Origin of the sequence: Shewanella sp. K8, assembly GCF_028823715.1 — a bacterium.
In the GTDB taxonomy this organism is placed as follows: Bacteria; Pseudomonadota; Gammaproteobacteria; order Enterobacterales; family Shewanellaceae; genus Shewanella; species Shewanella algae.
In genome coordinates this window covers 1-13,063 of sequence record NZ_JAPEHY010000057.1, presented here as the reverse complement: position 1 = coordinate 13,063, position 13,063 = coordinate 1, and the positions used below count along the sequence as shown (strand labels likewise).

Below are 13,063 nucleotides of genomic sequence, written 5' to 3'. Positions count from 1 at the left end.
CCCCCTTCTAGGGGGCTGTTCAAAGCCACCTGCTATGCAGGTGGATTTTTTACTGGCTGCTGTGATGAAGCTCAGATGCCCCCGGCTGGATATTTGATTGGGAAAAGGTTAGATTGGGGCTAGGCTATCCCTTCGGGGAGTCTTGGTGCATTAATGCGCTAAAAAATTAAAAAATTCAAATTGTTATCAATCATCTTTCTCTGGGTTGTGGGTTTGTTGTTATCAGGAGCCGGGTAATGGGTTGCGCCAGAGCAGCCACTGACGCGGGTATCCGGATAAACCCAGAGGGTTTGATGCAGTGTTAACACAGACTTCAGCGCCGTATTGGTTCGCCCGATGCGGCGCTGAAGTGCAATTCGGGGGCGAAAGACCTCGAGATAGTTGATTCAAGCTGAATGAGTCTGAAACGCCTGTCAGGCGATTTTCAGCGATTGGGTATTGGTGTCAACCCTCAATGGGGGAAGGGATGACCCGATGTGGGGCCGCTCAGGCGGCTTTTCTGAAAAGTAGAGGATTGCTGTGAGTACACAACCTAATATCGTAATTTCTGAAGTGGATCTGGAGCGCCTGGAGCGTTTACTGGATTCATTGCCGGCCAATGCCTTTCCTGGCCATCAAGCGCTTGAGGCTGAGCTGGAGAGAGCGGAAATCAGGCCATCCAAGGAGATGCCGGACAATGTGGTGACCATGAACTCTGAAGTTCGTTTTCGTATGTCTTCCTCCAATGAAGAGTTCACCTTGCGTCTGGTTTATCCAAAAGATGCCGATGGCAGTGCCGGTAAAATTTCAATTCTGGCTCCGGTTGGCGGCGCCTTGTTGGGCTTGGCCCAGGGTGATGAAATTGAATGGCCGGGCCCGGGTGGCGGCACAGTGAAAGTGCGGATTGAAGAGATTATCTATCAACCGGAGCGCTCAGGTGATTTTCACCGCTAAGCACCGGAGCCGGTAAGGCTCTTGAACGGATACGGGAGTGATATACAACTAAGTCACTCAGAATGCACCAACGACAGGGAATGGAGATAAAGATGAAGCAGTACTTTGTCCACAATGGTTTTTCTGCCGGCAGCGGTAAATTACCGGCGGATCCACAGTTGATCAGTGAACAGGACGCCGACAAACTGATGCAGTTTGCTGGTTTGGAGCCCAAGCACGTAGGGAATTTGACCCCACCGGCGCAGTTTGCCGAAGAGGGGGATTGGTTGTTCAGGCTTTTCGCCAATAACCGTTTTCTTTGCTATGCGGATCCAACACTTTTCAGCCATGCCTGCCCAAGGAAGAAGGGCGAGCCTCTGGCTTTAAACTGGTAACTCCAAGGTTACCGGCAATAAAAAACCAGCGCTTGGCGCTGGTTTTTTTAATTATCACTCTTGGCCGTGATCGCACTTGTCGTTGGTGCAGACGCCATAGAGGTAGAGGCTGTGATTGGTGAGCTTGATATTGTGACGCATGGCGATTTCATGCTGACGACGCTCGATAAGATCATCGGAAAACTCGATCACTTTGCCACAGCTCAGGCATACCAGGTGATCATGATGATGTTGGGTGGAGAGTTCAAACACGGCTTTGCCGCTTTCGAAGTGGTGACGGCTGACAATGCCGGCATCATCAAACTGGTTCAGTACCCGATAAACGGTAGCCAGACCTATCTCTTCGCCGATATCCAGCAATTTCTTATATAAATCTTCGGCACTGATATGCTGGTTCTCCGGTTCTTGCATCAGCTCCAGGATTTTGACTCGTGGCAGGGTGATTTTCAAACCCGCTTTCTTCAGCGCTTGATTTCCATCTGTCATGGCTAATCTCTTGATTGCAGAACCCTTGGTATTACACATAGGTTCGTCCGTGGATAATAGACCCCATTATATGTGTACTGTTCTAAAACTTAAACCTCTGATCCGGCTTTTGGTACTTCTGTGGGGTAACTTGGCTATAATCGGCATAAATTTGAATAAAAACAAGCAATTTAAACATACTTTTTGTATGGTTATACCAAGGCATAATTGCAGTGTGTGGTCATCGTTGGCAGGATGACAGAAAAACAAAAAGGACACTAGATGCATCGTCGAATCGTGGTTTTAACCGGCGCCGGGATCTCTGCCGAGTCCGGATTACGCACCTTCAGGGATCAAGATGGCCTGTGGGAAGAGCATCATATTGAAGATGTGGCGACTCCTGAAGGCTATGAGCGTGACCCTGAATTGGTCGAGCGCTTCTACAATGGCCGTTGGCAGCAATTGCATGCGGGCAATATAGAACCCAACGCCGCCCATACAGCGCTCTCTCGCCTTGAGCAGGAGTTTGAGGGGGAACTGCTTATTGTCACCCAAAACATAGACGATCTGCACGAGAGAGCCGGCTCCAGGCGCTTGCTGCATATGCACGGTGAACTTTCCAAGGGGCGTTGTCCGCGCTCGCGGCAAACCTTTACCCTGCACGAACCCTTCGGGCCGGAGAATACCTGCACCTGCTGTATTCCGGCGCAGCGTTTGCGGCCTCATGTGGTTTGGTTCGGTGAAATGCCCCTGGGAATGGATAGAATTCACGATGCTTTGGATCACTGCGATCTCTTTATTGCCATTGGCACTTCAGGCACTGTCTATCCCGCTGCCGGTTTTGTCGACAGCGCCAATCATCATGGTGCGCTTACCGTCGAGGTCAATCTGATGCCGGCAGACAGACACAGCCAGTTTCAAATTCACCTGCAAGGCAAGGCCAGTGAGATGGTACCTGCACTGGTAGAGCGTATCCTTGCCGGTCAGTCTATCTGCAATCAAACCGGCCATAATTGATGCCTGAGCCCAAAACGGGTGCCAGCCTGCTTGAGCCGCCTGTCGGTATTTCAAGCGCGCGTAATATCCAAGAGATCAAGGGGGTTATTGACCCCGGGGCTATTGATGGTAACAGCCGCTTGGCAATCATCATGCGCGGTCTGCCGGGCAGCGGCAAATCTTACTGGGTTCGGCAGTTTATCCAGGAACTACCAGCGAGGATTGCCCAGAATGTCACTGAGAGAGGCCTGTGTTCAACCGACAGCTTCTTTTACCAAAATAACCGCTACTGCTTCGACATTGCCCGTTTGCCGGAATTTCATCAGCTCAACCTGAGCCGCTTCATCGAGGCGTTGGCATCTGGCGTGCCTGTGGTTATCTGTGACAATACCAACATGGCACTGTGGGAGTTTGCGGCCTATCAGGCGGCTGCAAAGGCCTTGAATTATAGGGTGCATATTCAACAGATTGGTGATGTGCGCAGCAAAACTCACCAGCGTAAATGTGCCAAGCGAAACAAACATGGCGTAAGTCTTAACTCCATTCAACGAATAGCCAGTCAATTTCAAAGAAATTAAAAATAACTTTTGCAAGTAAATTAAAATATCTGATTTCATAAATTGCAATATATCGGTATAAGATGAGTATGATTAAAGAAATTCCGAGTTGATATATTTCTTTAATAAAGCCAGTAATTCACCTATTAATATTTTTAAGTTTATTTTAATAATTTTAATCGTATTAAAATGTTTCATAGTCATATCTTGTGTCTTTGCTCACTCTTTTGTTTTATTTTTAGTCATATTATCTGCTCGGGTCAGAATAGATCCGTTAATCATTATTATAACTTTCGTTTGAGTTTCGGGAGTCGGATTGTTCCTCTTAAAAATAAAGAGTGAGCAAGCGGTATTCCTTTGCTCAGACAGGAGAGAAAGATGACCATACTTAAAAAGAAAAGAGTTGCGCTGATGGTGATGGCGATACTGTTGGCCGGTTGCAGTGATGGTGAAGATGGCCGTGATGGAGCGCCAGGCGAACCGGGAACCCCCGGAGAACCTGGGAAGCCGGGGACGAATCCTCCAGTGACCCAATCGGTCGAAACCCAAGTTAAAGTGATTAATTACACTTTGGGCGAGGGTAAGGTTAGCTACGAATTTGAAGTAACAGATGAAAATGGCGACTTAATTAATGAACTGACAGATGTTCAGGCAAAAGTGGCTGCTTTGACTGCTAAAGGTTTTATTCTTAACCGGGATGAAAATCCTATTAATGGGGTTGAGGACAATGTTCATATCGGTGGTGCAGTAACTCAGGCAACAGAAGGTGCAACGCTGACTCAAGTAGATGATGGTCATTATATTTTTGAAGCCCCAATGGCAGGTGTTAATGCCGCCACTGAAGGCATTGTTTGGCTGCGTGTCGGCGGTAATGATGCCATTGCCCGTTCAAAGGCGTTGGTCGTCAATAAGCCGGAAGGTCAATTCAGTACCACAACAGAAGCCTGTTATGCCTGTCACGTGGATTATTCACTCAGTCCTCGTCGTCACGCCAGCTACGTGGCTGAAGGCATGGACGGTGAAGTGAATTTTTTGGCAGGTTGCTTGGTCTGTCACGGCTCAGTCAGTCGCGCAGCGACCAATGATGAAGGATTCTCCATCGGTGGCTATGCCACCAATACCTTGTCCAAGATAGGTCACATCAATCACAGGGAGTTCAGCAAGGACTTCAGCGTGCTCAACTGCAGCAGTTGCCATACTGATGCGCCGATCAACAGTAACTTTACCGGCCCCGGTTGTATCGATTGTCATGGTAAAGAAGGGACACCGGCCGGAGACATAGTGCCTTCAAATGGTCTGGACTTCCGTGGACTGCATGAACAGAAAGCCGGGATCACCAAGTTGCAAGCGTTGCGCCTTGGTTACACAGTTGCGCTTTCTACCCCTGAATCCGATGGTGCCGGTGGTTGGTGTTCGACCATCAGTGTCAAGGATAAAGAGGGCAATCTGGTCAATATCGGCAACAACTATAATGCCGATTATGCCACCGCAGGTTATGTTGCCGCCAAGCCGATAGTCTATGCGGGCGCATACCTGCATGCCTATGACAACCATGGCTTGGTGGGCCGCCCGGGCGCCCGTAACTCAGAAACCAAGACGGACAATGCCGATGGTACCCGCACTGTGTGTTATGCGGCGGCCAACATAGCCGCAGGTTATGAGAATGCCGGTTATATGTTCTCGGCGCGGGTGACTTTCTCCAGCGAAGGTTGGCAGTACTATGATGGCAAGGTACGTGGTCAGACAGGTGATCGCATTCGTGCCAATGGTTATGACGGCTCCATGGGGGTCTCCTTCACAGCTTACTCAGATGTGATCAGTCCGGCCGATGGCAGCAAGATCTCCGGCTTTGATCGGCGTCAGGTGGTGGCTGACAGCAGCTGTATCACCTGCCATAACGATGTGACTGCCTTCCACAAGAACGGTGAGTTCGATAACGGTGGTAAGGGTTGTATCGCTTGTCACGGCAACGGAATGGCCCGCACCAGCGCCGATTATGGTGCCGGCTTCGGTCCCATGATCCACAGCTGGCACTGGGGTAAGGGGGCAACTGTCGGTGAAGTGGCTCAGGATGCCGATGGTAACTGGAGTCAGACAGGAAAAGCCAACGGCGCCGCAGCGATTGCACCGGCCAGCAGTTGTGTGGCCTGTCACCAGGATGGCCTGTCGCTGGCCGCTGTGCCCAACCAGTATATTCTGGAGCCCGGCAGCAAGATGACCAGCCCGGTCACCGCAAACTGTTATGCCTGCCACACCAGTGATTCGGCCAAGGCGCATATGAGCCAAAACGGCGGTGATATCAGCGTGGATATCCCGGCTGTTGAGTGGTTCAAGCAGCCAAGTGCCGAATCCTGTGCGACTTGCCATGACACCGGCAGAACCTTTGGTATCGATAAGTACCATAAGTTCTAAAAGGGTTTTATTGAGTAAACATTCCCTGCAAGGCTTGGTTTACCTCAAGACAAAGCGGCTCATTTGAGCCGCTTTTTTTGCTGTCCTGAGTAGAGTTGAGGTGTAGCGGGCTCAGCCGTGACTGACGAAGGCGCTGTCATCTTGATTTTGCTCGCTCGTCAGTGCTGCTACTTCCAGCATGGCCTGGCTCAGGCAGCTCAGCTCTTCTGCGCTGATACCATAGGGCGGCATGATATAGATGAGTTTACCAAAGGGGCGGATCCACACGCCGCGGGCAACAAATTCGGCCTGCAGCGCCGCGGTATTGACCTGTTTGTGCATCTCCAGTACCCCAACGGCGCCAAGTACCCGTACCGCTTTGACTCCCGGCAGTACCGCTGCCGGTGCCAGTTCCTGTTTAAGCTGAGTTTCAATGGCCTTGACCTGAGCTTGCCACTCACCGCTTGCCAGCAGTGCCAGGCTGGCGCGGGCGGCGCTACAGGCCAGAGGATTGGCCATAAAGGTAGGCCCATGCATAAATACGCCGGCAGGGGAGCTGTCTATACCCGCCGCCACTTTATCGCTGCACAGCGTCGCCGCCAGACTGATATAGCCGCCGGTGAGCGCCTTGCCGACACACATGATGTCCGGCGCTATGTCTGCGTGTTCGCAGGCAAACAGCTTACCGGTACGGCCAAAACCTGTGGCGATTTCATCCAGGATCAGCAGCACATCGTACTTGTCGCACAGGGCTCTAGCCGCCTTGAGATAGTCGGCGCTGTAAAACCACATGCCACCGGCACCTTGCATTATGGGCTCGAGGATCAGCGCGGCGGTTTGCTTGCCGTGCTCGGCCAGCATGGCTTCGAGTCCGGCGATGTCATCTGCTTTAGCGGTTTCACCAAAGGGTGTGCTCGGCGCCGGGGCAAACAGTTGCCGGGCCACATTGTCACCAAACATGGTGTGCATACCGCCCTCCGGGTCGCAGACGCTCATGGCGGCGAACGTGTCGCCATGGTAGCCCTGCTTGACCGTCATGATGCGGTTTTTCTCAGTCTTGTTTTGTCCTTGCCAGTACTGCAGCGCCATTTTCAGCGCCACCTCCACCGAAATGGAGCCTGAGTCAGCCAGAAACACCTTAGTCAGTGGCTCCGGGGTGATAGTGATGAGTTGGCGACACAGTTCTATGGCGCTCTCATGGGTGATCCCTCCGAACATCACATGGCTCAGGCGTTTGAGTTGCTCTTCCATGGCGCTGAGAATTGCCGGGTGGCTGTAACCATGGACACAGGCCCACCAGGAGCTGGTGCCGTCGATAAGCTCGCGACCATCCTCCAGCGTCAGGCGTACGCCCTCGGCGGCTTTAACCCCATAAACGGGTAGGGTGTGGCTCATGGAAGTGTAGGGATGCCAGATATGCTGACGGTCGAAACAATAATCTATGCTCATATATTAACCAAAGGTAAACCTGTGCAACTGGTTGGCGTTGACAGTGAGGGCGTCGCGGGTATGCTAACGAAAATAATTCAGGCCTTCAAGCAGCCAGCTGAACCCGGATCCCGATGGATTAATCGGCAAAATCGGCTTCAGCAACAAATAGATCAGACTCAGGTAACACAGAATATGTCCAATACAGAGCTGCGCCATGACTGGCGCCGTGAAGAGGTTGAAGCCCTCTTTGCCCTGCCGATGAATGATTTGTTGTTTCGTGCCCACAGCGTGCACAGAACCCATTTCAATCCCAATGAAGTTCAGGTCAGCCGTCTGTTGTCAATCAAGACGGGTGCCTGTCCGGAAGACTGCAAATATTGCCCCCAGAGCGCCCGCTACGACACAGGATTGGAAAAAGAGCGTCTGCTGGAGATGGAAAAGGTACTGACAGAGGCCAGAAGTGCCAAGGCCGCCGGTGCGACCCGCTTCTGCATGGGAGCCGCCTGGCGTAACCCGCATGAACGCGATATGCCTTATCTCAAGCAGATGGTGCAGGAGGTTAAATCCCTGGGGATGGAAACCTGTATGACCTTGGGTATGCTCAGCGAAAACCAGGCCAACGAGCTGGCCGAAGCCGGGCTGGATTACTACAACCATAACCTGGATACCTCGCCGGAATACTATGGTGACATCATCACCACCCGCACCTATCAGCAGCGGTTGGACACTCTGGCCAATGTACGCGCCGCCGGTATGAAGGTGTGCTCCGGCGGGATTGTCGGTATGGGCGAGCAGGCCACCGACAGGGCGGGCTTGCTGCAGCAGTTGGCCAATCTGGAGCAACATCCTGACTCTGTGCCTATCAATATGTTGGTCAAGGTGGCCGGTACGCCGCTGGACAGCCTGGACGACCTGGATCCGCTGGAGTTTGTGCGCACCATAGCCGTGGCCAGAATCATGATGCCTTTGTCACGGGTTCGCTTGTCGGCCGGGCGTGAAAATATGACAGATGAGCTGCAGGCCATGTGTTTCTTTGCCGGGGCCAACTCGATTTTCTATGGGTGCAAGTTGTTGACCACCGCTAACCCGGAAGAAAATGACGATATGAGCCTGTTCCGCCGTCTGGGATTGACTCCGGAGCAGGGCAAGGCCGCCACGGTCGAGGAAGAGGGCGCCGAAATAGCCCGCGCCGCGGCCAAGGCAGAGGCTATCAATAACAAGGCTCAGGGACAGTTTTACGACGCCGGAGCCCTGTAACTTGACCTCATTGCTGGACAAAATGGCCCGCCGCCGTGAAGAGCTTGCGCGCGGCGGCTTGCTCAGGCAAAGACGCTGCTTTGCAGCAGCGTCCGGCCGTGAACGACTATTGCATCCTGTTGCCCAAGCCACAGGCAAACCATTACTGGATTTTGCCGCCAATGATTATCTGGGCCTGGCCCGTCATCCCAAGGTCATCTCTGCGCTCGCCAAGGGCGCAGAGATCTATGGCTGTGGCAGCGGCGCTTCACCTCTGGTTTCGGGTTACAGCGAGGCGCATCTCAAGCTGGAACAAGGTCTGTGCCGGACGCTCGGCGCAGAAGCGGCGTTACTGTTCAGCTGTGGTTTTGCCGCCAACACTGCGCTGATGAAAACCCTTTTTAGCGCTGAAGATACAGTGATTGCCGACAAATTGGTGCACGCCTCCATGATAGATGGCCTGCGCGACTCAAAGGCCAAAATACGGCGTTTTGCCCATAACGATATGGCGGCAGCTACAACGCTTTTGGCCCGGCATCCCGGCAGCGCTGTGCTCACCGAAACCGTGTTCAGCATGGATGGCGACAGGGCGCCGCTCGGTAAATTGAGCCACTTGTGCCAAGCGCACGGCAGCCCGCTTATTCTCGATGATGCCCACGGCTTTGGCCTATTTGAGTCATCATCCCTGCCTGTATTTGCCCGTTTGGTGACCTTTGGTAAGGCGCTCGGAGGTCAGGGCGCGGCGATTGTGGGCTCGCAGGAATTGATAGACTATCTGGTGGCCAATGCCCGTGAATACATCTATTCCACCGCGCTCTCACCCGCCTGCTGTATGGGCGTGCTCAAGGCCCTGGAGCTGATCCAGCAAGAGCCCTTGCTTGAGCGCCTCAACGCCAATATCGCTTTGTTTCGCCGCAGCTGCCAAGAGGCGGGGATCTCCTTGATGCCATCTGAGTCGCCAATTCAACCTCTGTTGGTGGGTGAGAGTGGCAAGTGTATGGCGCTGGCGGCAAGACTTTTGGAACGCGGCTTCCTGGTGGGGGCGATTCGGCCACCCACAGTCCCCAAAGGCAGTGCCAGACTGCGTATTACCCTGAGCGCCGAGCACAGGGAGCAGGATATACTGGCCTTGGCCTCGGCACTGGCGGAGCTGATGGCATGAGCAACATGAGTCATGAGCCTCTGGCCAGTCACTCAGGCCTGGTGCAATCCGTGCCGCTTGGGGATGTTGCCGGGCGCTTTTCCAAGGCGGCAACCGCCTATGAGCGTCACAATAGGGTGCAGCGTCTGACGGCCGAAGCCTTGCTTGACTGGGACGATTGCCCACACTCAGGAAAACTGCTGGATATAGGTGCAGGTCCGGGCACGGCTTTTGCCACGCTCTGGCCCCAAAGCGTGACTGCCCTGGATATCGCCAGCGGAATGCTCAAGCAGCTAAAGGGAAATTTCCCCGATTATCAGGCTGTTTGTGGCAATGCCGAGCAGCTTCCCTTTGGCGACAACAGCTTTGATGCGGTTTATTCCAATCTGGCGCTGCAGTGGTGCGGCGATATTCCGGCCGCCTTGGCAGAGATTTTTCGGGTCATGCGCCCAGGCGGTTCGGCGCGCCTAGCCATAGTGGCCCGGGGCAGTTTGCCCGAATTACAGACGCTGGGGCTGCGAGTCAAGGCATTTGCAGCCGAACATAAGTTGGAGCAAGCGCTGGCGCAGCATCCCTGGCAGAGCTTGCACACGCAAAGCCGCACCTTTCAGTGCCACTTTGCCAATCTCAGGGAATTGCTTTACTCCGTCAAGGGGGTCGGCGCTTCAGTCGGCGCCGACAAAAACTCAGGTGCCGGGCTCAAGGGAAAGGGTTTTTGGCATACACTTAACGGGCAGGCCGAAGTCCTTAGAACGGACAAGGGAATGCCGCTGACATACAGGATAGTAATGGTTCAGGCCCGAAAATAACCATTGATGTTTTGGCTGTAGGGGTAGTTCAGCGATGATTTTTTTTGTAACAGGTACAGATACCGACAGTGGCAAGACTCAGGTCGGGGCCGCGCTGCTGCATAAGGCACGAGTCGAGCATGGCTTGAAAACCTTGGGGGTAAAACCCCTGGCCTCGGGTTGCCACAACACCCCTTACGGGCTGAGAAACCCGGACACCCTGGCCTTGATGGATGAATCCACTCTGAAACTGCAGTACGACAAGGTGAATCCTTTCAGTTTTGAGCCGGCGATTGCCCCTCATATTGCTGCCGCCGATCTCGGCCTGGATATCAGCCCCGAGGCGGTACTGGCAGCGCTGGATTTTACCCAATATGCCATGGCCGATTTCTGCCTGATAGAAGGGGCCGGTGGTTGGCGTTTGCCTTTGGGGGAGGGGCGTTTCTTATCGGAAGCGGTGCAGGGACTGGCTCTGCCCGTGATTCTGGTGGTGGGAATGAAGCTTGGCTGCCTTAATCATGCCGTGTTGACCCAGGAAGTGATCCGCGCCGATGGGCTTGAAATCGCCGGTTGGGTGGCCAATCGCGCCGAAGCCGATATGAGTCGCTTCGATGAAAACCTGGCCAGCCTTAAAGACTTGATGCAGGCGCCGCTGTTGGGAGTGGTGCCGCATCTGGCTCATCCCAGTGCCGAGGCCATGTCTCAGCACCTAGATTTGAGCCCTTTGCTGGCCAAAGTGCCCGGTTGAGCCCTGGAGTTAAAAAGAAGCAAGGCCACGTAGGGCCGAGGCTTTTTAGCTCAATAGATTGGAAAGATCACTGCCTACAGGCACGGGGATCTCCTGCTCTACACCGCTGAACAGATAAGCTTCCTTATCTCCCAAAAGACTCAGTTTATTGTCCTGCAGCAACAGGGCGCTGCCTTCCTGGATGGCCAGTACCGGCGTCTTGGGATCGACACAGGTAAACTCAAGCAAGCGCTGGGCCCGGGTTTCACCATTATGACCCGGCGCCTTGTAGTTGCTGTAATGCGGATTGATCTGCAGTGGCAGCAGGCCAAGGGCGCTGAATGATGGCGGCTCTATAATAGGCATATCATTGGTGGTACGTATGCTGAGGCCGGCAATATTTGAACCTGCACTCCAGCCAATATAGGGTTTGCCGGCGGCGACTTCCTCTTTGATCAGATGCAGCAGATCGTAGCGGTACAACTCATGCAATAGGTGGAAGGTATTGCCACCACCAACCAGAATGCCGTCAGCATCGCGAATAGCCTGCTTGGGATCGCCATGTTGATGGATAGAGGAGATATCCAACCTCAATGGTGCCAGGCCATTAACCACGGCTTCCAGATAGTTGTCATAGCTCATGCTGACACCGGCATAAGGGATAAATATCCACTTGCGGGCCTTTTCTGTCATAGGCTCAATATAGGGCAGGGCATGTTCCAGGTAAGGGGTGTCGCCAGCGCGGGAGCTGCTGAGCAGCAGGGTATTTATCGTCATAATCGTCGCTGTCCTTCAGATTGATTTGCGTTGCTTGATGGTAACAAAAAGCCTTTACACTCAACAATCGCCGCCGGTGTTTTTGGTCGCTTTAAAAAGCCGCACTCGGGCAATTGATTAAGTTTGATTTAATCAAGCCTGCCTAGACTGCTTCCTCTGCGTAACCGGGGCGTTTGGGCGAGAAAGCTAAACAATAATTTACCTTTTCCCACTTGAATTCCCGCCAAGTGGACATATTATGTCTGCAATGACGCAATTCCGGTACAAGGGTACCTTACAGGAGCTGATATGAAGCGTGTATTTCTATTGATTTTGACTAACCTTGCCATCCTGTTGGTGGCATCGATCGTCATGTCTATTTTGGGTGTCAATACTCAAACCATGGGTGGCTTGCTGGTGTTTGCGGCGATCTTCGGTTTTGGTGGTGCCTTTATCAGCTTGGCGATTTCCAAGTGGATGGCCAAGAAGACTATGGGTTGTGAGGTGATCACTCAGCCCCGAGATAACACAGAGCGTTGGTTGCTCGAGACTGTAGCCCGTCAGGCACAACAGGCCGGGATCAAGATGCCGGAAGTGGCCATCTACCAATCGCCTGAACTGAACGCCTTTGCTACAGGTCCAAGCAAAAACAATTCTCTGGTGGCTGTGAGTACAGGTCTGCTTTACGGCATGAGTGCCGATGAAGTGGAAGCCGTACTGGCGCACGAAGTCAGCCATGTGGCCAACGGTGACATGGTGACTCTGACCCTGATCCAGGGCGTGGTGAACACCTTTGTTATCTTCGCTGCCCGTGTGGTTGCCGGTATCATCAATAACTTTGTTGCCAGCAACGATGAAGAGGGTGAAGGCCTGGGCACCATAGCTTATATGGCTGTGGTATTTGTGCTGGATATGCTGTTTGGTATTCTGGCGTCCATGGTGGTGGCTTACTTCTCCCGCATCCGTGAGTTCCGCGCCGACGAAGGTGCCGCTCGTCTTGCCGGCAAGAACAAGATGATTGCGGCGCTTGAACGTCTGCGCACCGGGCCGGAAACCGGTGCCATGCCGGCCAATATGTCGGCCTTCGGTATCAATGGCAAGCGCTCAATGACCGAACTCTTTATGAGTCACCCACCGCTTGAAAAGCGTATCGAAGCGCTGAGAAACCGCGGATAATTTAGCAATACTTTCTCTTAAGGAGGCCGGTTGGCCTCCTTTTTTTAGGTTCATCGCGGATCTCCGGGGAACGCCTCTCTGACTTTCAGAAA

At 53.2% G+C, this 13,063-nt stretch carries 13 protein-coding genes; 10 read left to right on the top strand and 3 right to left on the bottom strand.

Translation table 11 applies throughout. The features are described from left to right. Positions 1 to 519 precede the first annotated feature (519 nt). Complete coding sequence (rnk, locus tag ON072_RS20345; protein ID WP_025011010.1) at positions 520 to 933, top strand: nucleoside diphosphate kinase regulator; 414 nt, start codon at positions 520 to 522, stop codon at positions 931 to 933. Between the two features lie 92 nt (positions 934 to 1,025). Continuing rightward, the gene (locus ON072_RS20340; RefSeq protein ID WP_025890086.1) at positions 1,026 to 1,307 is read left to right on the top strand and encodes a hypothetical protein; all 282 of its coding nucleotides are present in this window, start codon (positions 1,026 to 1,028) and stop codon (positions 1,305 to 1,307) included. 54 nt (positions 1,308 to 1,361) lie between these two features. Here ON072_RS20340 and fur read toward each other — a convergent pair whose 3' ends face one another. After that, the gene (gene fur, locus ON072_RS20335; protein ID WP_025011008.1) at positions 1,362 to 1,793 is read right to left on the bottom strand and encodes a ferric iron uptake transcriptional regulator; all 432 of its coding nucleotides are present in this window, start codon (positions 1,791 to 1,793) and stop codon (positions 1,362 to 1,364) included. Positions 1,794 to 2,054: 261 nt separating this feature from the next. On the opposite strand from fur, the gene cobB reads away from it, so the two are divergent. The 3 genes from cobB (at position 2,055) to ON072_RS20320 (ending at position 5,737) form a co-directional block, all read left to right on the top strand. Further along, the gene (gene cobB / locus ON072_RS20330) at positions 2,055 to 2,789 is read left to right on the top strand and encodes a Sir2 family NAD+-dependent deacetylase (RefSeq protein ID WP_054744788.1); all 735 of its coding nucleotides are present in this window, start codon (positions 2,055 to 2,057) and stop codon (positions 2,787 to 2,789) included. Between the two features lie 131 nt (positions 2,790 to 2,920). After that, positions 2,921 to 3,346: an ATP-binding protein gene (locus ON072_RS20325; protein WP_261753061.1), complete on the top strand. Its 426-nt coding sequence runs from the start codon at positions 2,921 to 2,923 to the stop codon at positions 3,344 to 3,346. 357 nt (positions 3,347 to 3,703) lie between these two features. Next, entirely contained in the window at positions 3,704 to 5,737 is a 2,034-nt protein-coding gene (locus ON072_RS20320; RefSeq protein ID WP_261753052.1) for a multiheme c-type cytochrome, read from the top strand. A 111-nt stretch (positions 5,738 to 5,848) separates the two neighbouring features. Here ON072_RS20320 and bioA read toward each other — a convergent pair whose 3' ends face one another. Beyond that, entirely contained in the window at positions 5,849 to 7,165 is a 1,317-nt protein-coding gene (gene bioA / locus ON072_RS20315; protein WP_261753051.1) for an adenosylmethionine--8-amino-7-oxononanoate transaminase, read from the bottom strand. Between the two features lie 174 nt (positions 7,166 to 7,339). Here bioA and bioB point away from each other — a divergent pair, with 174 nt between their 5' ends. Genes bioB through bioD form a run of 4 tightly spaced genes read left to right on the top strand, consistent with a single transcriptional unit; the run spans position 7,340 to position 11,060 of the window. Continuing rightward, positions 7,340 to 8,404 (top strand): biotin synthase BioB, encoded by a 1,065-nt coding sequence (gene bioB / locus ON072_RS20310; RefSeq protein ID WP_044735865.1) that lies wholly within the window; start codon positions 7,340 to 7,342, stop codon positions 8,402 to 8,404. Position 8,405: 1 nt separating this feature from the next. Next, positions 8,406 to 9,545: an aminotransferase class I/II-fold pyridoxal phosphate-dependent enzyme gene (locus ON072_RS20305; RefSeq protein ID WP_261753050.1), complete on the top strand. Its 1,140-nt coding sequence runs from the start codon at positions 8,406 to 8,408 to the stop codon at positions 9,543 to 9,545. Then, positions 9,542 to 10,333, top strand: coding sequence for a methyltransferase domain-containing protein (locus ON072_RS20300; protein ID WP_243888522.1), 792 nt, complete (start codon positions 9,542 to 9,544; stop codon positions 10,331 to 10,333). The genes ON072_RS20305 and ON072_RS20300 overlap by 4 nt, the downstream gene beginning before the upstream one ends. A gap of 37 nt (positions 10,334 to 10,370) precedes the next feature. Then, entirely contained in the window at positions 10,371 to 11,060 is a 690-nt protein-coding gene (gene bioD / locus ON072_RS20295) for a dethiobiotin synthase (protein WP_144224661.1), read from the top strand. A gap of 45 nt (positions 11,061 to 11,105) precedes the next feature. On the opposite strand, the gene pepE is transcribed toward bioD, so the two are convergent. Then, positions 11,106 to 11,816, bottom strand: coding sequence for a dipeptidase PepE (gene pepE / locus ON072_RS20290; RefSeq protein ID WP_025011004.1), 711 nt, complete (start codon positions 11,814 to 11,816; stop codon positions 11,106 to 11,108). 288 nt (positions 11,817 to 12,104) lie between these two features. Between pepE and htpX the strand changes: the two genes are divergently transcribed. Then, positions 12,105 to 12,971 (top strand): protease HtpX, encoded by an 867-nt coding sequence (gene htpX / locus ON072_RS20285; RefSeq protein WP_025011003.1) that lies wholly within the window; start codon positions 12,105 to 12,107, stop codon positions 12,969 to 12,971. Positions 12,972 to 13,063 lie beyond the last annotated feature (92 nt).

Excerpts from the sequence above, each read along its gene's own strand:
- ON072_RS20340 (WP_025890086.1), top strand. The coding sequence starts at position 1,026 with ATGAAGCAGTACTTTGTCCACAATGGTTTTTCTGCCGGCAGCGGTAAA.
- fur (WP_025011008.1), bottom strand. The coding sequence starts at position 1,793 with ATGACAGATGGAAATCAAGCGCTGAAGAAAGCGGGTTTGAAAATCACC.
- cobB (WP_054744788.1), top strand. The coding sequence starts at position 2,055 with ATGCATCGTCGAATCGTGGTTTTAACCGGCGCCGGGATCTCTGCCGAG.
- ON072_RS20325 (WP_261753061.1), top strand. The coding sequence starts at position 2,921 with ATGCGCGGTCTGCCGGGCAGCGGCAAATCTTACTGGGTTCGGCAGTTT.
- ON072_RS20320 (WP_261753052.1), top strand. The coding sequence starts at position 3,704 with ATGACCATACTTAAAAAGAAAAGAGTTGCGCTGATGGTGATGGCGATA.
- bioA (WP_261753051.1), bottom strand. The coding sequence starts at position 7,165 with ATGAGCATAGATTATTGTTTCGACCGTCAGCATATCTGGCATCCCTAC.
- bioB (WP_044735865.1), top strand. The coding sequence starts at position 7,340 with ATGTCCAATACAGAGCTGCGCCATGACTGGCGCCGTGAAGAGGTTGAA.
- ON072_RS20300 (WP_243888522.1), top strand. The coding sequence starts at position 9,542 with ATGAGCAACATGAGTCATGAGCCTCTGGCCAGTCACTCAGGCCTGGTG.
- pepE (WP_025011004.1), bottom strand. The coding sequence starts at position 11,816 with ATGACGATAAATACCCTGCTGCTCAGCAGCTCCCGCGCTGGCGACACC.
- htpX (WP_025011003.1), top strand. The coding sequence starts at position 12,105 with ATGAAGCGTGTATTTCTATTGATTTTGACTAACCTTGCCATCCTGTTG.